The organism is Streptomyces sp. NPDC057616 (assembly GCF_042800575.1).
Taxonomy (GTDB): domain Bacteria; phylum Actinomycetota; class Actinomycetes; order Streptomycetales; family Streptomycetaceae; genus Streptomyces.
The window spans coordinates 131,882-152,146 of sequence record NZ_JBHVGU010000021.1 but is presented as its reverse complement, the minus strand read 5'-3'; the positions used below and the strand labels follow the sequence as shown (position 1 = coordinate 152,146).

Genomic DNA, 20,265 nt, shown 5'->3' with positions numbered 1-20,265 from the left:
TCCCGACCGCCGGGCGACCCGGATGGTCGGCATCGGCGCGGCGTCCCCTCCTGTGCGAGGGGATTTTTCGTTTCCGGGAAGTCGCAGCAGTCGGCCGAGACGATCGATGGAGCTTTGAGGATCATGAGCGAGACGAACCCCGCTGCCACCGCGGAGGTGGCAGCGCCGCACCGCTACACGGCCGCCGTGGCGGCCGAGATCGAGGCACGCTGGCAGGACTTCTGGGACGCAGACGGCACGTACGCGGCGCCGAACCCCGAGGGCGACCTGGCGGGCGCCCCCGCGGTCGTCGCCCGTCCCAAGAAGTTCATCATGGACATGTTCCCCTACCCCTCCGGTGCGGGACTGCACGTCGGCCACCCGCTGGGCTACATCGCCACCGACGTCTTCGCCCGCTTCCAGCGCATGACCGGGCACAACGTCCTGCACACCCTGGGCTTCGACGCCTTCGGCCTGCCCGCCGAGCAGTACGCGGTGCAGACCGGCACGCACCCGCGCGTGTCCACCGAGGCCAACATCGAGAACATGAAGGCCCAGCTGCGCCGGCTGGGCCTGGGCCACGACAAGCGCCGGTCGTTCGCCACGATCGACCCGGACTACTACAAGTGGACCCAGTGGATCTTCCTGCAGATCTTCAACTCCTGGTACGACGACGAGTCGGACCGGGCCCGTCCGATCGCCGAGCTGGTCGCCCAGTTCGAGACCGGTGACCGCGCCGTCCCCGGCGGCCGTTCCTGGGACGCGCTGACCGCGGGCGAGCGGGCCGACATCCTGGGCGAGTACCGCCTGGCGTACGCCTCCGACGCGCCGGTCAACTGGTGCCCCGGCCTGGGCACCGTGCTGGCCAACGAGGAGGTCACCGCCGACGGCCGCAGCGAGCGCGGCAACTTCCCGGTCTTCAAGGCCAAGCTGCGCCAGTGGAACATGCGCATCACCGCCTACGCCGACCGGCTGCTGGACGACCTGGAGGCGCTGGACTGGCCCGAGGCGATCAAGCTGCAGCAGCGCAACTGGATCGGCCGCTCCGAGGGCGCCCGCGTCGACTTCCCGATCGACGGCGAGCGCATCACGGTCTTCACCACGCGCCCGGACACCCTGTTCGGCGCGACCTACATGGTGCTGGCCCCCGAGCACCCGCTGGTCGAGAAGTTCACCCCGGCCGCCTGGCCGGAGGGCACCCACGAGGTGTGGACCGGCGGCCACGCGACGCCCGCCGAGGCCGTCGCCGCCTACCGCGCGCAGGCCGCCTCGAAGTCCGACGTCGAGCGCCAGGCCGAGGCCAAGGACAAGACGGGCGTCTTCATCGGCGCGTACGCGACCAACCCGGTCAACGGCGCGCAGGTCCCCGTCTTCATCGCCGACTACGTCCTGATGGGCTACGGCACGGGCGCGATCATGGCCGTCCCGGCGGGCGACCAGCGCGACTTCGAGTTCGCGCGCGCCTTCGAGCTGCCGATCCACTGCATCGTCGAGCCGACCGACGGCCGGGGCACCGACACCTCGACGTGGGAGGACGCCTTCGCGTCGTACGACGCGAAGATCATCAACTCCTCCAACGACGACATCTCCCTGGACGGCCTGGGCGTCGTGGACGCCAAGGCGCGCATCACCGAGTGGCTGGCGCGCAAGGGCATCGGCGAGGGCACGGTCAACTTCCGCCTGCGCGACTGGCTGTTCAGCCGCCAGCGCTACTGGGGCGAGCCGTTCCCGATCGTCTACGACGAGGAGGGCATCGCCCACGCGCTGCCCGAGTCGATGCTGCCCCTGGAGCTGCCGGAGGTCGACGACTACTCGCCGCGCACCTTCGACCCGGACGACGCCGACACCGAGCCCGAGACGCCGCTGTCGCGCAACGACGAGTGGGTCCACGTCACCCTGGACCTGGGCGACGGGCCGAAGAAGTACCGGCGTGAGACCAACACCATGCCCAACTGGGCGGGTTCGTGCTGGTACGAGCTGCGCTACCTGGACCCGCACAACAGCGAGCAGCTGGTCGACCCCGAGATCGAGCGGTACTGGATGGGCCCGCGCGAGGGCCAGCCGCACGGCGGCGTCGACCTGTACGTCGGCGGCGCCGAGCACGCCGTGCTGCACCTGCTGTACGCGCGCTTCTGGTCCAAGGTGCTGTTCGACCTGGGGCACGTCTCCTCCGCGGAGCCGTTCCACAAGCTGTTCAACCAGGGCATGATCCAGGCCTACGTCTACCGCGACGGCCGCGGCATCGCGGTGCCGGCCGCCGAGGTGGAGGAGCGCGACGGCGCGTACTTCTACCAGGGCGAGAAGGTCTCCCGGCTGCTGGGCAAGATGGGCAAGTCCCTGAAGAACGCGGTCACCCCGGACGAGATCTGCGCCGAGTACGGCGCCGACACGCTGCGCCTGTACGAGATGGCGATGGGCCCGCTGGACGTGTCGCGGCCGTGGGACACGCGCGCGGTGGTGGGCCAGTTCCGGCTGCTGCAGCGGCTGTGGCGCAACGTCGTCGACGAGGACAGCGGTGCGGTCACCGTCTCGGACGCCGAGCCGGACGAGGAGACGCTGCGCGCCCTGCACAAGGCGATCGACGGCGTGCGCCAGGACCTGGAGGGCCTGCGCTTCAACACCGCCATCGCCAAGGTCACCGAGCTGAACAACCACCTGACCAAGGCGGGCGGCGCGGTGCCGCGCTCCGTCGCCGAGCCGCTGGTGCTGCTGGTCGCGCCGCTGGCCCCGCACATCGCCGAGGAGCTGTGGCGCAAGCTGGGCCACACCGACTCGGTCGTGCACCGGGACTTCCCGGTCGCCGACCCGCGCTACGTCGTCGACGAGACGGTGACCTGCGTCGTGCAGATCAAGGGCAAGGTCAAGGCCCGCCTGGAGGTCTCGCCGTCCATCTCCGAGGAGGAGCTGGAGAAGGTCGCGCTGGCGGACGAGAAGGTCGTCGCGGCGCTGGACGGCGCGGGCATCCGCAAGGTGATCGTGCGGGCGCCGAAGCTGGTGAACATCGTTCCGGCGTAGGTGCCGGGAGCGACGCAGCAGGTGTCGGGGTAGTCCCCTACGGGCAGGTTCGGGGTTCTTCTGGAACTCCGCACCTGCCCGTCTCGTTTACCGTGGAAGAGCGGCGCGGGACGTGCCGCGCGGCCTGGAGGAGGAGCGACGTGGAAGCAGTGATCGCAGTGTTCGCCCTGCTCTTCGTGCTCTTCCTGGGCCTCGGCGTCTACGCCACGGTGAAGGCGGTCGGCGCCGCCAAGCGCGGCGTGGACCGCACGATCTCCCAGGCCCGCCGCACGGTCGAGGACCACACCCTGCGGGCCAAGTCCTTCGCCCAGCCGGGCGCGGCGGGCGAACTGGCCCAACTGCGTCTGACGCTGCGCACGTCGATGCGTGCGACCCAGGACGCGCTGCACGCGGGCGCGCCCGAGGACGAGTCCCTCAAGGAGGCACTCGGCCTCTTCGAGCGCCTCAGCGTGCACGGACACGAACTGGACGGCGAGCTCAAGCGCCTGGAGGCCGAGCCGGACCGCAGGACGCTCGCCGAGCGGCTGCCCGGCCTGCGCGAGCGCACCGAGCGCATCACGCACTCGGCCGACTCGCTGCGCTGGGCCGCCCGCGACCGCGCGCACCGCTTCGCCGACGACGACCTGGACGCGCTGAGCACCCAGATAGACGTGGAGGCCGGCGCCCTGCGGCACTGGACCCGCGAGGAGCCCGCCGTCGAGCCCGCCCAGTGGCCGGACGCCCCGGCCGCCGACCACGCGACAGCGCAGCAGACCTGGCCGGAGACGCCCCGGTCGCGCCCGGCCGAGGAGCCGACGCGGGCCGCCATCACCCCGCCCGCGCAGCGCCCCGTCTACCCATGGCAGAAGAAACCCCGCCCCGAGAGCACTACTTGATCCGGTCAAGGGCATACCAGGTGAGAGGGGCCGGGCTGCCGCCCGGGCACTACGGCAGGTAACCTCCAGCTCATGTCCCGCCATGTCGCGATCGTCACCGATTCAACGGCCTACCTGCCGCCGCGGACGATGGAGCGCCACGGCATCACAGCGGTACCCCTGACGGTGGTCCTCGGTGACCAGGCCCTGGACGAGGGCACCGAGATCTCGACGCGCTCCCTGGCCCAGGCACTTCAGAAGCGGCGGCCCGTCACCACCTCGCGGCCCAGCCCCGAGCTCTTCGCCGAGACCTACCGCAAGGTCGCCGAGTCCGGCGCGAGCGGCATCGTCTCCCTCCATCTCTCGGCCGAGCTGTCGGGCACCTACGACGCGGCGGTGCTGGCCGCGCGCCAGGCGCCGGTGCCGGTGCGGGTCGTGGACACCGGGACGGTCGCGATGGCGCTCGGCTTCTGCGCCCTCGCCGCGGCGGAGGTGGCGGAGTCGGGCGGGACGGTGGACGAGGCCGTCACGGCCGCCGAGAAGCGGGCGTCGGGCACCTCCGCCTACTTCTACGTCGACACCCTGGACTATCTGCGCCGCGGCGGCCGGATCGGCGCCGCACAGGCCCTGCTGGGCTCCGCGCTCGCCGTGAAGCCGCTGCTCCAGCTGGACGCCGGCCGGATCGAACTGCTGGAGAAGGTGCGGACGGCCTCGCGGGCGATCGCGCGTCTGGAGGAGATCGCGGCCGACCGGGCCGGCAGCGCGCCGGTCGACATCGCTGTCCACCATCTCGCCGCCCCCGAGCGGGCATCGGCCCTCGCGGACCGGCTGCGGACGCGGGTGCCGGGCGTGGCGGATCTGCACGTGAGCGAGGTCGGCGCGGTGATCGGGGCGCACACCGGGCCCGGGCTGCTGGGAGTCGTGGTCTCGCCCCGGTGACGGTTCTTGTCGTGATGCCCGTCGTGATGCCCGTCGCGGGGCGCGTCGCCCGTGCGGGTGGCGGGGTTTTCCACAACCGGTCGGTAATCCCCGGGAATTGAGCAAGATCATCGCGGGGTCGCCGAGGTGCCCGATGCTCGCCACATGGCACTTCGATCACGCACACGTACAGCGACCGTCTCCAGCGGCCCGGGGCGGGGACCCGCCTCCGACGGCCGGATCCGCCGCCACTCGCCGGTGCGGAGCCGCGGGCGGCGGCCGGCGCCGGCGGACGAACCCCGCCGGCGCGCGGAGTTGCTGTTCCCCGAACACGCCGGTGAGCGGCGGGAGTCGGGGACGGGGCCGCCGGTGGTGCCGGAGCCGCAATTGGGGGAGGGCGGGGTTCTTGGAGCGGGCGAAGGCCCGGAGGGCTCCTCGGTCGGCGAGGGCCGGCGTGGACGGGCCGTGCTCGCGCTGCGGGAGCGGATGCCGCTGTGGGTGCAGACGCGGTGCGGGCTGGAGCGGCGGAGTGTGGTCGCCCTGTCCGTGGTGCTCGTGGTGGCCGCGGTCTTCGCCGTCCAGCACTTCTGGACCGGGCGGACGGAGGTGGTTCGGGCACCCGAAGTGGTGCGGGCGGCGGCTCCGTTCGGTGAGCGGAGGGGCGGCGCGGAGCCCGGGCCGAGCGGTGCGCCCGGCGCCGTGGATCCGGCCGGGTCCGGGTCGGCCGCGGCCGAGATCGTCGTGGACGTCAGCGGCAAGGTGCGCGAGCCGGGGATTCATCGTCTTCCCGCCGGTTCACGGGTCGCCGACGCCCTGAGCGCGGCCGGCGGGGTCCGCCCCGGCACGAACACGGACGGGCTGAACCGGGCCCGCCTCCTCATGGACGGGGAGCAGGTGATCGTCGGAGGACCGGTGGCTCCGGCACCTGTCGCGGCCGGCGGCGGTTCCGCGGGCAGCACGGGTGCGGGCGCGGGTGGTGCGGTGGCGAGTGGTGCTCCCGTGGCCCCGGTCGTGCTCAGCACCGCCACCGTGGAGCAGCTCGACACCTTGCCGGGCGTCGGTCCGGTGCTCGCCCAGCACATCGTCGACTACCGCGCACAGCACGGCGGTTTCCGCTCGGTGGACGAGCTGCGCGAGGTCGACGGCATCGGCGCCCGCCGCTTCGCCGATCTCCGGAATCTCGTACGGCCATGAGGCGCACCCCCGCTCTCCCGCCCGGGCGCGCGACCGTGCACGCCGCCGGAGGACGGCTCGGAGCTGCCCAACCCCGGCAGGAAGGACCGGCCGACCTGCGCCTCGTACCGCCCGCGCTCGCGGCCTGGGCGACCACCGCGGTGCTGCTCGACGCGACGCCGGGCCCGGTGATCGTCGTCGCGGTGGCGTGCACGGCTGCGGCGCTGGTCCTGCTGGTGGCACGGCGGCGAGGGCCACGCCGGGAATCGCCCGAGGAGCGGTCCGGTCTGGCGCGCACGACTCGGCGGCAAAGCCCGACCGTGTGTGAGCGCCGGACCCGGCTCCCGGTCGCCGCCGTGCTGCTCTGTGTCGCCGGCGCCGCCGTCTCCGCGGGGCTGCACGGAGCCGACCTGCGGCGCGGGCCGGTGCCCGGGCTGGCACGGCAGTACGCCTCCGTGACTGCCGAGGTCGAGATCACGTCCGACCCCCGGCTCACCCGGCCCCGGATCAGGGGTGACCGCGCCATGCCGCCCTCCGTGCTGATGGACGCGGTGGTACGGCGGGTGGAGGAGGCGGACGGGACGGCGGTGGTCACACGGACGCCGGTACTGCTGATCGTCGACGTGGGGACCCGGACCGGGACCCCCGCGAACGGACCGGGCGGAACCGGTCCGGCGAGCCCTGCCGAACGACCCTCGCCCTGGCTCGAGTTGCTGCCCTCCACGCGCCTGCTCGTCCACGCCCGCTCGGCACCCGCAGCCGTCGGCGGCGACCGGGTCGCGGGAGTGCTGCGGGTGCGGGGGCAGGCCGTGCCGGAGGTGGTGGCGGGGCCGTCGGGGGCGCAGCGGTTCGCCGGGCGGCTGCGGGCCGGGCTGCGGCAGGCGACGGACGGGCTGCCGGCGGACGCGCGGGCACTGCTGCCCGGGCTGGTCGTCGGGGACACCTCGCGGATCACCCCGGAGCTGGACGGGGCGTTCAAGGAGAGTGACCTCGCGCACCTGCTCGCGGTGTCCGGCAGCAACCTCACCATCATCCTCGCCCTGCTCATCGGGCCGCCCGGCATGGCCCGGCTGGTGGAGCGGCGGGGGCTCGCGCCCCGGCTCGGCATCCCGCTGCGGACGACCGCGGTGCTCGGCAGCGCGCTCACGCTCGGTTTCGTGGTGGTGTGCCGGCCGGATCCGAGTGTGCTGCGCGCCGCGGCCTGCGGCAGTGTGGTGCTGCTGGCCCTGGCGACCGGCCGCCGCAGGTCGCTCGTCCCCGCGCTGGCGGCCGCCGTCCTGCTGCTGGTGCTCTACGACCCCTGGCTGGCCCGGAGTTACGGCTTCCTGCTCTCAGTGCTGGCCACCGGCGCCCTGCTCACGCTCGCTCCCCGCTGGAGCGAGGCGCTGCGGCGGCGCCGGGTGCCGCCGAGGCTCGCGGAGGCTCTGGCCGCGGCGGCCGCCGCGCAGGTGCTGTGCGCGCCGGTCGTGGCGGTGCTGTCGGCGCGGGTGAGCCTGGTGGCGGTGCCGTGCAACCTCCTCGCGGAGCTCGCGGTGGCGCCGGCCACGGTGCTGGGGTTCGCGGCGCTGGCGACGGCGCCGGTACTGATGCCGCTGGCCGAAGCGTGTGCGTGGTGCGCCGGTTGGCCCGCGGGCTGGATCGCGGACATCGCCCGCACCGGGGCCGCGCTGCCGGGCGGGGGCGTGGACTGGCCGGGCAGCTGGGCCGGGGCCGGGCTGCTCGCCCTGGTCACGCTGGTCGTCCTCACGGCGGGTCGGCGGCTGCTGGGGCACCCCTGGCTGTGCGCGGCCTGCGGGGCGCTGCTCGTCCTCGTGGTGGTGCGGCCGCCGCCGCTGACCAGGGTGATCACGGGATGGCCGCCGCCGGGGTGGCGGTTCGCGATGTGCGACGTGGGGCAGGGGGACGCGACCGTGCTCGCGGCAGGGGACGGCAGTGGCGTGGTCGTGGACGCCGGACCCGATCCGGCGCTTGTCGACCACTGTCTGCGCACGCTCGGCATCACCAGGATCCCGCTGGTCGTGCTGACCCACTTCCACGCCGACCATGCGGCTGGGCTCCCCGGGGTGCTGCGCGGGCGCTCGGTGGGTGCGATCGAGACGACGGGCTTCGAAGAGCCCGCGGACCAGGTGGAGTTCGTACGGAGGGAGGCGGCGGCGCGGCACATCCCGCTCACCCGGGCCGCGGCGGGGGAGCAGCGGCGTATTGGCACGCTGAACTGGCGGGTGCTGTGGCCCCCGCCGCGTCCGGCACCGGATCCGGACGGGCCGAACGACGCCAGCGTCGCCCTGCTGGTCAGATCGGCCGGACTGCGGTTCCTGCTGCTCGGGGACCTCGAACCCCCGGCCCAGCAGGAGCTGTTGAGGTCGCCGCAGGGGGCGCTGCTGGACGGCGTGGACGTGCTGAAGGTGGCGCATCACGGCTCGGCGTACCAGAACCCGGAGCTGATACGCAGGGCGGCGCCGCGGCTGGCGCTGATCTCCTGCGGAGAGGACAACCCGTACGGGCACCCGGCTCCCGGCACGGTCGCGGCGCTGCGGGCCGAGGGCGCGGTGGTGCTGCGGACGGACCGGGACGGAGCGCTCGCCGTCGCGGGGGCGGGCAGGGAGCTGCGAGTGGCGACAGACTGAGGGCATGCATATCCGAGAGATCGACGGCTATCTCCGCCGCCTGGGAATCGGGCCCGAGGGATGGCCCACTGCGCCCACCGCCGACGTGCTCCGCGATCTGCACCTGCGCCATCTGCGGGCCGTGCCCTTCGAGAACCTCTCGATCCACCTCGGCGAGGAGATCGTGCTGGAGGAGGAGCGGCTGGTGGAGAAGGTGGTGGGGGCGCGGCGGGGCGGGTTCTGCTACGAACTCAACGGCGCGTTCGCCGCGTTGCTCGGCGAGCTCGGCTTCGAGGTCACCCTGCTCGCCGCGCGGGTGCACGGGGACGCGGGGCGGCTCGGGATTCCGTACGACCATCTCGCCCTGCGGGTGCGGACGGTGGACGGGGCGGAGTGGCTGGCGGACGTGGGGTTCGGGGCGCACAGCCACTATCCGCTGGCGTTCGCGGACAGGGGCGAGCAGAAGGACCCGGGCGGTGTGTTCCGGATCGCCGAGGCGGGGCCGGACCTGGATGTCGTGGTGAACGGCGGGCCGCAGTACCGGCTGGAGGTGCGGCCGCGTGAGCTGGGCGACTTCGTGGCCGGGGCGTGGTGGCACAGCACCTCGCCCAGGTCGCACTTCGTGCAGTCGCTGGTGTGCTCCAAGGTGGCGGAGGACGGCGGGAGGATCACGCTCAGCGGGCGGACCTTCAAGATCACGGGGGCCGACGGGGCACGGGAGGAAAGGGAGTTGGGCACCGACGAGGAGGTGCTCGGGGTGTACCGGGAGTGGTTCGGGATCGAGCTGGACCGGGTGCCGACCGTGCGAAATGCGCACAGGGGCTCCTGATTCGGTTCACAGGGGGCCAGTTGTCGCCACTCGTGCGCAGGCGGCCTGATTTGCCTCGAAAGCCGCAACAGTGATCGAATGTTTCTTCGTAAACCATTGATGCCGAGGAGCACTGGGGTGGCGTAGATGTTCGGCCGCTGGCTGGGAAACCGAACGAGCAGGGCGCAGCGGACGAACCCCTTGGCGGCGGTGGCGACCCCGCCGAGTGCAGGCGTGCTGAGCTGCCGAGTGCTGGATCCGGTCAACGACCCGGTGCCGCATGCCGAGTTCGCGGTCAGCGACGCCATGGGGCGCAAGGTGGTCGGCGGCGAGACGGATCCCTACGGGTCGTTCGTGACGACGGTGCCGGCGGGGCAGTACCGGCTCGCGGTGTCGGCCGAGGGGTACACGCCCTACCGGGCCGGCGCGATCGTCGAGGAGGACAGGCTCTCCTCGCTGGGCGATGTGATGCTCCAGGTCGCGCAGCCGCCGGAGCTGCCGCCGGCGGGTGACTGGGAGGTCGAGCCGACGCACTCCTCGATCGGGTTCACCGCGCGGCACATCGGGCTGGCGCGGATCCACGGCCGGTTCAACGCTTTCGCCGGGGCCGTGCGGATCGCCGAGCCGGTGGAGCGGTCGGCGATGCACGTGGTGATCGACGCGGCCTCCATCGACACGAACGTCAGGATGCGCGACGACCATCTGCGGTCGGCGGACTTCCTGGACGTGGAGCGCTTCCCGACACTGGAGTTCTACAGCGACCGGTTCGTGCACAAGGGCGGGAACCGGTGGGCCGTCACGGGAGCGCTGTCGCTGCACGGTGTGACGCGGACGGTCACGCTGGACATGGAGTACCTCGGGCTCGGCAACGGCATGGAGGGCGAGGTGCGGGCGGCCTGCCGGGCCACGACGGAGCTGCACCGGGACGACTTCACGGTCAGCTGGCAGACCATGCTGGCGCGGGGGATCGCCGTGGTGGGCCCGAGCATCCGCGTCGAGCTCGACGTGCAGATCGTGCGCAAGGGCTGACCTGCGTCCTGGCCTCGGCGGGGGTGCCGGAGAATGAGCGCGTGAGCGATGTGAGACATGTGCTGGTGCTGCCCGACCGCGACGCAGCGGAGGAGGCGGCCCTGGCGCTGGGGGAGCGGTTCGGGGTGGCGGAGGAGCCGCAGTTGGTGCGGGACGCGCTGGCCGGCGAGGACGACGCCGAGGACGCGCAGTGGCTGGTCGTGCTGAGTGACGAGGACGGGCGGCTGGACCCGGCGGAGCTGGACGCGTTCGCGGGGGAGTGGGACGGGTGGCGCGAGGAGCCGTAGCGCTCCGCGGGGAGGGCCGGCGCTGATCCCGTGGGTCGGCTGTGGGTCTGCCGGCGGTCGACCGCGGGTCGGCTGCCGGTCGGTCGCGGAGCAGTGGCAGCTCGGCCGCGCGGCGGTCGTGGCTGGTCGCGCAGTTCCCCGCGCCCCTTGAACGCCGCCGCGACGGCCGCGTTGTCAGTGGCCCGTGCCATGCTTGGCGCGATGGCCAGGAAGACTGCGAATGACGACCCTCTCGCCCCCGTGACGCTCGCCGTGGGCCAGGAGGACCTGTTGCTCGACCGTGCCGTGCAGGAGGTGGTGGCCGCCGCGAGGGCCGCCGACGCCGACACGGACGTACGAGACCTGACTCCGGACCAGTTGCAGCCCGGCACGCTCGCCGAGCTCACCAGCCCCTCGCTCTTCGCGGAGCGCAAGGTCGTGGTCGTACGGAACGCGCAGGATCTTTCGGCCGACACGGTCAAGGACGTGAAGGCGTACCTGGGGTCGACCGCCGAGGAGATCACCCTCGTGCTGCTGCACGCGGGCGGAGCCAAGGGCAAGGCGCTGCTCGACGCCGCGCGCAAGGCGGGTGCCCGGGAGGTCGCCTGCCCGAAGATGACCAAGCCGGCGGACCGGCTGGCGTTCGTGCGCGGGGAGTTCAGGGCGGCCGGGAGGTCGGCCACGCCCGAGGCCTGCCAGGCGCTGGTCGACGCGATCGGCAGCGATCTGCGGGAGCTGGCGTCCGCGGTCTCCCAGCTGGTCGCGGACGTGGAGGGGACCATCGACGGCGCGGTCGTCGGGCGGTACTACACCGGCCGGGCCGAGGCGTCGAGCTTCGAGGTCGCCGACCGGGCGGTGGAGGGGCGGGCTGCCGAGGCGCTGGAGGCGCTTCGGTGGGCGCTGTCGACCGGCGTCGCGCCCGTGCTGATCACCAGCGCGCTCGCGCAGGGCGTGCGGGCGATCGGCAAGCTGTCCTCCGCGCGCGGGGGCCGGCCTGCGGATCTCGCGCGGGAGCTCGGCATGCCGCCGTGGAAGATCGACCGGGTGCGGCAGCAGATGCGCGGCTGGACACCGGACGGGGTGTCCGTCGCGCTGCGGGCGGTGGCCGAGGCGGACGCGGGCGTCAAGGGCGGTGGCGACGACCCCGACTACGCCCTGGAGAAGGCCGTCGTCACCATCGCCCGAGCGGCCCGCTCCCGAGGCCGCACCTGACCCCACCGAACCCCGGCGCCCCCGACTCCGGCACGCCCGACTCCGGCGCCCCGACTCCGGCACGCCCGACTCCGGCGCCCCCGACTCCGGCGCCCCCGACTCCGGCACGCCCGACCCCGGCACCCCCCACCCCGGAGCCGCCGGAGCCCCACTCCCGCCCGGCCTGTACGCGCCGACACCCCGATGTCCCGCTCCGGTCGCCCGGCAGCGCCGCGACCTCCGGCTCCGCCCGCAACCGTCGGCGCGCCGGGACCACCACCGCCCGCTCCCGAGGCCGCAGCTGACCCCTCCAACGCCGCCCCACCCGGCACCCGGGGTAAGGCGCACTCGCAACCCAAAAAACCCCACCCCCCGCCCTGGGGAAGGGCAGGAAGCGGGGTTTTCGGTTGCGATGTCGAGCCCGTACCCGCGTGGCGAACGCAGGCCGCGTACAGGCTCCGGGGTGCCGGGCGGGAGCGGATGAGAGAGGGCCCGCTCTGGGTCCGTCCGGCGGTCAGATCACAGAGACGTCAGCCCTGGAGGGACGCGACCTTCTGAGCAAGCGCCGACTTCTTGTTGGCGGCCTGGTTCTTGTGGATGACACCCTTGGAGACGGCCTTGTCGAGCTGACGCGCGGCAGCGCGCTGGTACTCGAGGGCCTTCTCGCGGTCACCCGCGGCAGCGGCCTCACGGGCCTTGCGGATCGCGGTCTTCAGCGAAGACTTGACGGCCTTGTTGCGCAGCCGGGCCTTCTCGTTGGTCTTGATCCGCTTGATCTGGGACTTGATGTTCGCCACTGATTGAGCCTTTTCAGGTTCAGGCACAGGACCGCACTCGGCCCGCGCCAGGTGATTTCTTGAGGTGCGCCCCGCGCTGAGAGGGCATGAGGCACAGCCACCCAGGCTACCAGTGGCCCACCCGACGGCCCAAAACGGTCCCCGGTCGCCCGCCGTGGGACCATGGAGCCTACGTATCGATCCGACCCGAGGCATAAGGCGCCTCAAGAGACAGGACCCTGCGTGCCCGCGACCCCTAAGAATGTGCCCGAGCCGAGCCGCACCGACCCGGCTCTGATCCGCAATTTCTGCATCATCGCGCACATCGACCACGGCAAGTCCACGCTCGCCGACCGGATGCTCCAGCTGACCGGCGTCGTCGAGCAGCGGCAGATGCGTGCTCAGTACCTCGACCGGATGGACATCGAGCGCGAGCGCGGCATCACGATCAAGTCCCAGGCGGTGCGCCTGCCGTGGGCCCCGACCCATGACGAGACCAACACGCACATCCTGAACATGATCGACACCCCCGGGCACGTCGACTTCACGTACGAGGTCTCGCGGTCGCTGGCCGCCTGCGAGGGGACCATCCTCCTCGTCGACGCGGCCCAGGGCATCGAGGCCCAGACCCTCGCCAACCTCTACCTGGCGATGGAGAACGACCTCACGATCATCCCCGTGCTGAACAAGATCGACCTGCCGGCCGCGCAGCCCGAGAAGTTCGCCGAGGAGCTCGCCAACCTGGTCGGCTGCGACCCCGACGACGTGCTCCGGGTCTCCGCCAAGACCGGTGTCGGCGTCGACGCGCTGCTCGACAAGGTGGTGGCGGAGATCCCGGCGCCGGTCGGCGTCGCGGACGCCCCGGCCCGCGCGATGATCTTCGACTCCGTCTACGACTCCTACCGCGGCGTCGTCACCTACGTCCGTGTCATCGACGGCCAGCTCAACAAGCGCGAGCGCATCAAGATGATGTCGACCGGCGCCACCCACGAGCTGCTGGAGATCGGCACCAACTCGCCGGAGATGCTCTCCGCGGACGGGCTCGGCGTCGGCGAGGTGGGCTACCTCATCACCGGCGTGAAGGACGTCCGCCAGTCCAAGGTCGGTGACACCGTCACCAGCCAGCACAAGGGGGCGACCGAGGCGCTCGGCGGCTACAAGGACCCGAAGCCCATGGTCTTCTCCGGTCTGTATCCGCTGGACGGCTCCGACTACCCGGAGCTGCGCGAGGCCCTCGACAAGCTCCAGCTCAACGACGCCGCGCTCGTCTACGAGCCGGAGACGTCCGCCGCCCTCGGCTTCGGCTTCCGTGTCGGCTTCCTGGGCCTGCTCCACCTCGACGTGATCCGCGAGCGCCTGGAGCGCGAGTTCGGTCTCGACCTGATCGCCACCGCGCCGAACGTGGTCTACCGGGTGGTGATGGAGGACGGCAGCGAGCACACCGTCACCAACCCGAGCGAGTTCCCCGAGGGCAAGATCAACGAGGTGTACGAGCCGGTCGTACGCGCCACGATCCTCGCGCCCACCGAGTTCATCGGCTCGATCATGGAGCTGTGCCAGACCCGGCGCGGCACCCTGCTCGGCATGGACTACCTCTCCGAGGACCGCGTCGAGATCCGCTACACGCTGCCGCTCGCGGAGATCGTCTTCGACTTCTTCGACCAGCTGAAGTCGAAGACCCGCGGTTACGCGTCGCTGGACTACGAGCCCACCGGCGAGCAGACCTCCAGCCTGGTCAAGGTCGACATCCTGCTGCACGGAGACAAGGTCGACGCCTTCTCCGCGATCACGCACAAGGACGCGGCCTACGCCTACGGCGTGCGGCTCGTCGCCAAGCTGCGCGAGCTCATCCCGCGGCAGGCCTTCGAGGTGCCGATCCAGGCCGCCATCGGCTCCCGGGTGATCGCGCGCGAGACCATCCGCGCCATCCGCAAGGACGTGCTCGCCAAGTGCTACGGCGGTGACATCTCCCGTAAGCGCAAGCTCCTCGAGAAGCAGAAGGAGGGCAAGAAGCGAATGAAGATGGTGGGTTCCGTGGAGGTTCCGCAGGAGGCGTTCATCGCGGTGCTCTCCAGCGATGACAGCGCGGGGTCGGGCAAGGGCAAGAAGTAACCAGAGGTAACTACCGGTTGCGCCGCCAAACCGCACACAACAGGGGCTCGTCGTACGAAACTGCGGCGGGCCCCTACGCGTGCGTAACGTCGCTCTCTGTACGAAGCAACAGGCCGCCGCCTCTTACGCACCGGCCGGTCGGGCTCTACTCTGATCTCTGCTCGATAGTTACTCGCGAGTTAAACAACCACCGCGAGTGAAACCAGCCGCACTGAGCCAGCCGCACTGCCGCGGGCCCCGGAGGATGTCGTGAGCGACACACAGACACTGATCGAGAACCGTCCGCCGAGCGTGGCGACTCTCTTCCTGGAACGCGTTGCCGCCACACCGGACGCCGAGGCGTACCGCTATCCGGTGGCACCCGCTTCCGGGGACGGCCCCGACGAGTGGAAGTCGCTGAGCTGGGCGCAGGCCGCCGAGCGGGTCTACGCGATCGCGGCCGGTCTGATCGAGCTGGGCGTGCTGCCCGAGCAGCGCGTCGCGCTCGCCTCCTCGACCCGGGTCGAGTGGCTGCTGGCCGACCTCGGCATCATGTGCGCCGGCGCGGCCACGACCACGGTCTACCCGCAGACCAACGCCGACGAGTCGGCGTTCATCCTGGCCGACTCCGAGAGCCGGGTGCTGATCGCGGAGGACGCGGCCCAGCTCGCCAAGGTCGTCGAGAAGCGCGGCGAGCTGCCCGCGCTCACCCACGTCGTGGTGGTCGACGCGGCCGGCGTCGAGACGAGCGACTGGGTGCTCACCCTCGCCGAGCTGGAGGCCCGTGGCGCCGCCCGGCTGGAGAAGGACCCCGACCTGATCAAGGAGCGGGTCGGCGCGATCACCAAGGACCAGCTCGCCACCCTCATCTACACCTCCGGCACCACCGGCCGCCCCAAGGGCGTGCGCCTGCCGCACGACAACTGGTCGTACATGGCCAAGGCGATCGCCGCGACCGGGCTGGTCGGCCCGGAGGACGTGCAGTACCTGTGGCTGCCGCTCGCGCACGTCTTCGGCAAGGTGCTCACCTCCGGCCAGATCGAGGTCGGCCACGTCACCGCCGTCGACGGCCGCGTGGACAAGATCATCGAGAACCTGCCGGTCGTGCAGCCGACGTACATGGCGGCCGTCCCGCGCATCTTCGAGAAGGTCTACAACGGGGTCGCGGCCAAGGCGAAGGCCGGCGGTGGCGCCAAGTACAAGATCTTCCAGTGGGCCGCGGAGGTCGCCCGCGAGTACGCCAAGGCCTCGCAGGACAACTTCCGGCGCACCGGCACGGCGTCCGTCCCCTTCGGTCTGGGCGCCAAGCACAAGGTGGCCGACGCGCTGGTCTTCGCCAAGATCCGCGAGGCGTTCGGCGGCAACCTGCGCGCCTGCGTCTCCGGCTCGGCCGCGCTCGCCCCGGAGATCGGCTACTTCTTCGCCGGCGCCGGCATCCACATCCTGGAGGGCTACGGCCTCACCGAGTCCTCGGCCGCCTCCTTCGTCAACCCGGGCGAGGCCTACCGCACCGGCACGGTCGGCAAGCCGCTGCCCGGCACCGAGGTCCGCATCGCCGACGACGGCGAGATCCTGCTGCGCGGCCCCGGCATCATGGAGGGCTACCACGGGCTGCCCGACAAGACGGCCGAGGTGCTGGAGTCGGACGGCTGGTTCCACACCGGCGACATCGGCGAGCTGTCCGCGGACGGCTATCTGCGCATCACCGACCGCAAGAAGGACCTCATCAAGACGTCCGGCGGCAAGTACATCGCGCCGGCCGAGGTCGAGGGCCAGTTCAAGGCCGTGTGCCCGTACGTCTCCAACATCCTGGTGCACGGCGCCGACCGGAACTTCTGCACCGCGCTCATCGCGCTGGACGAGCCGTCGCTGCTGGAGTGGGCCAAGGACAACGGCATGGAGGGCAGGTCCTACGCCGAGATCGTCGCCGCGCCCGCCACGGTCGCCCTCGTCGAGGGCTATGTGAAGGAGCTCAACCAGGGGCTGCAGCGCTGGCAGACCATCAAGAAGTTCCGGCTGCTGCCCCGCGACCTCGACGTGGAGCACGGTGAGATCACGCCGAGCCTGAAGCTGAAGCGGCCGGTCGTCGAGCGGGAGTACAAGCACCTGATCGACGAGATGTACGCCGGTACGCGGGAGGCGTAGCCGAGGAGCGGGGGTCAGCCCGGGCGGCCCCTGCTCACCAGCTGACGGATCTCCTGGATCCGGGCGCGCAGCGCGTCCCGGTCCAGGGGTTCCTCGCCGTCCAGGTCGGCCTGCAGGTCGGCCAGTCTGCCGCCCACCTCGCCGTAGTCCGCCCTGGTGTCCGCCTGCTCCTGGGCGAGCAGCCGCTCCAGTTGCAGGTTCTTGCGGTGCAGGTCGAGGAAGACGGTGACCTTCGCCCTGAGCACCCACGGGTCGAAGGGCTTGGTGAGGTAGTCCGCGGCCCCCGTGGCGTAGCCGCGGAAGGCGTAGCCCGAGTCGTCGTCCGCGCCGGTGAGGAAGATGATCGGGACGTCCTTGGTCTGGTCGAGCCGCTTGATGTTCGCGGCCGTCTCGAATCCGTCCATGCCGGGCATGCGCACGTCGAGCAGGACGAGGGCGAAGTGCTGCCGCAGCAGCGCCTTCATCGCTTCCTCGCCCGAACGTGCGCGTACCAGCGGCTCGTTGAGGGACCCCAGAACGGCCTCCAGCGCGATCAGGTTGTCCTCCATGTCGTCCACGAGGAGGATGCTGGCGCGCTCGTCGGTCGTTGCCTCAGCGCTCATGGTGACTGTGCCTCATGATTCAATCGGCGGCGGAACCGCGGCTTCCGCACTTGCGCCGGGTTCTGTTGCGGCGGGCTCGATGGTGTCGTCGGCGCCCTCAGGGTCCAGCAGCGCGCACACCACCGTCAGCAGGAGATCGACGTCCACCGGCTTCGGTACGTAGTCGTTCGCGCCGCGCGCGATGGACTTCTCCCGGTCCCCGGGCATCGCCTTCGCGGTGAGGGCGACGATCGGCAGACCGGTCCAGCGGGGGGTGCGGCGGATGGCGGAGATGGTCTCGTACCCGTCCATCTCCGGCATCATGATGTCCATCAGGACGAGCTCGACGTCCGGATTGCGCTCCAGGGTCTCGATGCCCTCGCGGCCGTTCTCCGCGTACAGGACGGGCATGCCGACCCGGCCGAGGACATGGGTGAGGGCGAAGACGTTGCGGATGTCGTCGTCGACGATCAGCACCCGCCGCCCGGGCAGCACCTGACCCGCCCGGCCGGTCTTCCACGCCTCCAGCTTGGTGGGCGCGGGCCACGCCTCGTCCGCGTCGTGCGAGGACGTGAACGGCTCGGTCGACAACTGCTGGGGGACCGGCAGCGCGTGCTCCTCGGCGGCCGGCTCGGTGGCCGCGTGGCCAGGGCTGACGACGGGCACGTACAGCGTGAACGTGGACCCCTTGCCCGGCTCGCTCTCGGCGACGATACGGCCGCCGAGCAGGCCCGCGATCTCCCGGCTGATGGACAGGCCGAGGCCGGTGCCGCCGTACTTGCGGTTGGTGGTGCCGTCGGCCTGCTGGAACGCCTCGAAGATCACCGGGAGTTTCTCGGCGGCGATGCCGATGCCGGTGTCGGTGACCGAGAAGGCGATGACGTCGTCCCCGTCGTGGACGCTGAGGTGCTCGGGGTCCTTGATCCGGCTCACCCGCAGTTCGACGCGGCCCGTCGCGGTGAACTTGATCGCGTTGGACAGCAGGTTGCGCAGGATCTGCTGGAGCCGCTGCTCGTCCGAGTACATCTCGCGCGGCACGTCCTCGCCGACCGACACCTCGAAGGCGAGCCCCCGGTCGAGGGTGAGCGGGCGGAACGTGGCGTGCACGTAGTCGAGCAGCTTGATCAGCGGCAGCTTCTTCGGGCGTACGTCCATCCGGCCGGCCTCGATCTTCGACAGGTCCAGGATGTCGTTGATCAGCTGGAGCAGGTCCGAGCCCGAGCGGTGGATCGTCGTCGCGAACTGCACCTCCTGGTCGGTGAGATGGCCGTCCGGGTTGTCGGACAGCAGCCGGGCCAGGATGAGCAGCGAGTTGAGCGGGGTGCGCAGCTCGTGCGACATGTTCGCCAGGAACTCGGACTTGTACTGCGAGGACGTCGCCAGCAGGGCTGCCTTCTCCTCCAGTTCGGCGTTCGAACGCTGCAACTCGGCCTGCTGCATCTGGAGTTCGTCGGAGCGCTCCTGGAGCTGCATGGCCAGCCGCTGGGACTCGCCGAGCAGGGACTCCGTACGGGAGTTGGCGATGATCGTGTTGATGGCGACGGCGATGGTGTTCACGAACTGGTCGAAGAAGGCCAGGTGCACGTCGGAGAAGCGGGAGAAGGACGCCAGCTCGATCACGCCGAGGAGCTTGTCCTCGAAGAGGATCGGGATGATGACGACGCTCGTGGGTGCCGCCTCGCCGAGTCCGCTGTTGATCTTGATGTAGTCCGGCGGGGCCTCCTCGACGAGGATCCGCTTCTTCTCGCGCGCCGCCTGCTGCACCAGGCCGTGCACCGGCAGGCCGCCGGTCTCGACGGTCGCGCCCTGCGCCGAGCCGTACCCGGCGATGAAGGCGAGCCCCTTAGCGGGTACGGAGGTGCGCAGCGAGGTGCTGTCCTCGCCCGGGTCGGCCAGGAAGAACGCGCCGTACTGGGCGTTCACCAGCGGCGTCAGCTCGCGCAGCAGCAGGTCGGCGACCTCCATCAGGTCGCGGTGGCCCTGCATCAGGGCGGCGAGGCGGGCCAGGTTGGACTCCAGCCAGTCCTTCGCGCGGGTGGTCTCGCGGAGGTTGGCCACCATCAGGTTGATGTTGTCCTTGAGCTCGGCGACCTCGCCGCGCGCCTCGACCGTGATCGAGCGGGACATGTCGCCCTGGGCCACGGCGGAGGCGACCTCGGCGATCGCGCGGACCTGGGTGGTGAGGTTGAGGGCGAGCTCGTTCACGTTGGTCGTCAGGCGCTTCCAGGTGCCGTAGACGCCCTCGACCCGTGCCTGGCCGCCGAGTTGGCCCTCGGAGCCGACCTCGCGGGCCACGCGGGTGACCTCGGAGGAGAAGGAGGAGAGCGTGTCGACCATGGTGTTGATGGCGGTCTTCAGCTCCAGGATCTCGCCGCGCGCGTCCACGTCGATCTTCTTGGACAGGTCGCCGTTGGCGACGGCGGTGGTCACCTGGGCGATGTTGCGCACCTGCGAAGTGAGGTTGTCCGCCATGTAGTTGACGTTGTCGGTCAGGTCCCGCCACACGCCGGAGACGCCGAGGACCTGGGCGCGGCCGCCGAGCCGGCCGTCGGTGCCGACCTCGCGGGCCACGCGGGTCACCTCGTCGGCGAAGGCGCGCAGCTGCTGCACCATCGTGTTGACGGTGTCCTTCAGCTCCAGGATCTCGCCGCGGGCGTCGACGGTGATCTTCTTGGAGAGGTCGCCGTTGGCGACGGCGGTGGTCACCTGGGCGATGTTGCGCACCTGCGAGGTCAGGTTCAGCGCCATGAAGTTGACGTTGTCGGTGAGGTCCTTCCAGACGCCCGACACACCGCGCACCTGCGCCTGGCCGCCGAGGTTGCCCTCGGTGCCG

At 71.5% G+C, this 20,265-nt stretch carries 14 protein-coding genes; 11 read left to right on the top strand and 3 right to left on the bottom strand.

Annotated features, from left to right (window positions below; translation table 11 throughout):
- Window positions 1-123: 123 nt before the first annotated feature.
- The 9 genes from leuS (at window position 124) to holA (ending at window position 11,860) form a co-directional block, all read left to right on the top strand.
- Window positions 124-2,994 (top strand): leucine--tRNA ligase, encoded by a 2,871-nt coding sequence (leuS, locus tag ACFU97_RS26260; protein WP_384260945.1) that lies wholly within the window; start codon window positions 124-126, stop codon window positions 2,992-2,994.
- A 140-nt stretch (window positions 2,995-3,134) separates the two neighbouring features.
- On the top strand, window positions 3,135-3,869 hold the full coding sequence (locus tag ACFU97_RS26255) for a hypothetical protein (protein ID WP_384260943.1): 735 nt from the start codon (window positions 3,135-3,137) through the stop codon (window positions 3,867-3,869).
- A 72-nt stretch (window positions 3,870-3,941) separates the two neighbouring features.
- A complete protein-coding gene (locus ACFU97_RS26250) occupies window positions 3,942-4,787 on the top strand; it encodes a DegV family protein (protein ID WP_384260940.1) in 846 nt (281 codons plus the stop codon).
- Between the two features lie 144 nt (window positions 4,788-4,931).
- On the top strand, window positions 4,932-5,960 hold the full coding sequence (locus tag ACFU97_RS26245) for a helix-hairpin-helix domain-containing protein (protein ID WP_384260938.1): 1,029 nt from the start codon (window positions 4,932-4,934) through the stop codon (window positions 5,958-5,960).
- A complete protein-coding gene (locus ACFU97_RS26240; protein WP_384260935.1) occupies window positions 5,957-8,566 on the top strand; it encodes a ComEC/Rec2 family competence protein in 2,610 nt (869 codons plus the stop codon). The genes ACFU97_RS26245 and ACFU97_RS26240 overlap by 4 nt, the downstream gene beginning before the upstream one ends.
- 4 nt (window positions 8,567-8,570) lie before the next feature.
- A complete protein-coding gene (locus ACFU97_RS26235) occupies window positions 8,571-9,374 on the top strand; it encodes an arylamine N-acetyltransferase (protein WP_384260932.1) in 804 nt (267 codons plus the stop codon).
- A 126-nt stretch (window positions 9,375-9,500) separates the two neighbouring features.
- Window positions 9,501-10,382, top strand: coding sequence for a YceI family protein (locus tag ACFU97_RS26230; RefSeq protein WP_384260930.1), 882 nt, complete (start codon window positions 9,501-9,503; stop codon window positions 10,380-10,382).
- Window positions 10,383-10,423: 41 nt separating this feature from the next.
- Window positions 10,424-10,669, top strand: a complete 246-nt coding sequence (locus tag ACFU97_RS26225) for a hypothetical protein (RefSeq protein WP_384260928.1) — start codon at window positions 10,424-10,426, stop codon at window positions 10,667-10,669.
- 201 nt (window positions 10,670-10,870) lie between these two features.
- Entirely contained in the window at window positions 10,871-11,860 is a 990-nt protein-coding gene (holA, locus tag ACFU97_RS26220; RefSeq protein WP_384260925.1) for a DNA polymerase III subunit delta, read from the top strand.
- Between the two features lie 509 nt (window positions 11,861-12,369).
- On the opposite strand, the gene rpsT is transcribed toward holA, so the two are convergent.
- A complete protein-coding gene (gene rpsT, locus ACFU97_RS26215; protein ID WP_384260922.1) occupies window positions 12,370-12,636 on the bottom strand; it encodes a 30S ribosomal protein S20 in 267 nt (88 codons plus the stop codon).
- A gap of 222 nt (window positions 12,637-12,858) precedes the next feature.
- On the opposite strand from rpsT, the gene lepA reads away from it, so the two are divergent.
- The gene (lepA, locus tag ACFU97_RS26210) at window positions 12,859-14,727 is read left to right on the top strand and encodes a translation elongation factor 4 (RefSeq protein WP_384260920.1); all 1,869 of its coding nucleotides are present in this window, start codon (window positions 12,859-12,861) and stop codon (window positions 14,725-14,727) included.
- Between the two features lie 249 nt (window positions 14,728-14,976).
- On the top strand, window positions 14,977-16,851 hold the full coding sequence (locus ACFU97_RS26205) for an AMP-dependent synthetase/ligase (RefSeq protein WP_384260917.1): 1,875 nt from the start codon (window positions 14,977-14,979) through the stop codon (window positions 16,849-16,851).
- A gap of 14 nt (window positions 16,852-16,865) precedes the next feature.
- Here the strand turns inward: ACFU97_RS26205 and ACFU97_RS26200 are convergent, their stop codons facing one another.
- Both ACFU97_RS26200 and ACFU97_RS26195 read right to left on the bottom strand, forming a co-directional pair.
- Window positions 16,866-17,453 (bottom strand): two-component system response regulator, encoded by a 588-nt coding sequence (locus tag ACFU97_RS26200; protein ID WP_384260914.1) that lies wholly within the window; start codon window positions 17,451-17,453, stop codon window positions 16,866-16,868.
- Between the two features lie 12 nt (window positions 17,454-17,465).
- A partial coding sequence (locus ACFU97_RS26195; protein WP_384260911.1) for an ATP-binding protein occupies window positions 17,466-20,265 on the bottom strand: 2,800 nt, incomplete at its 5' end.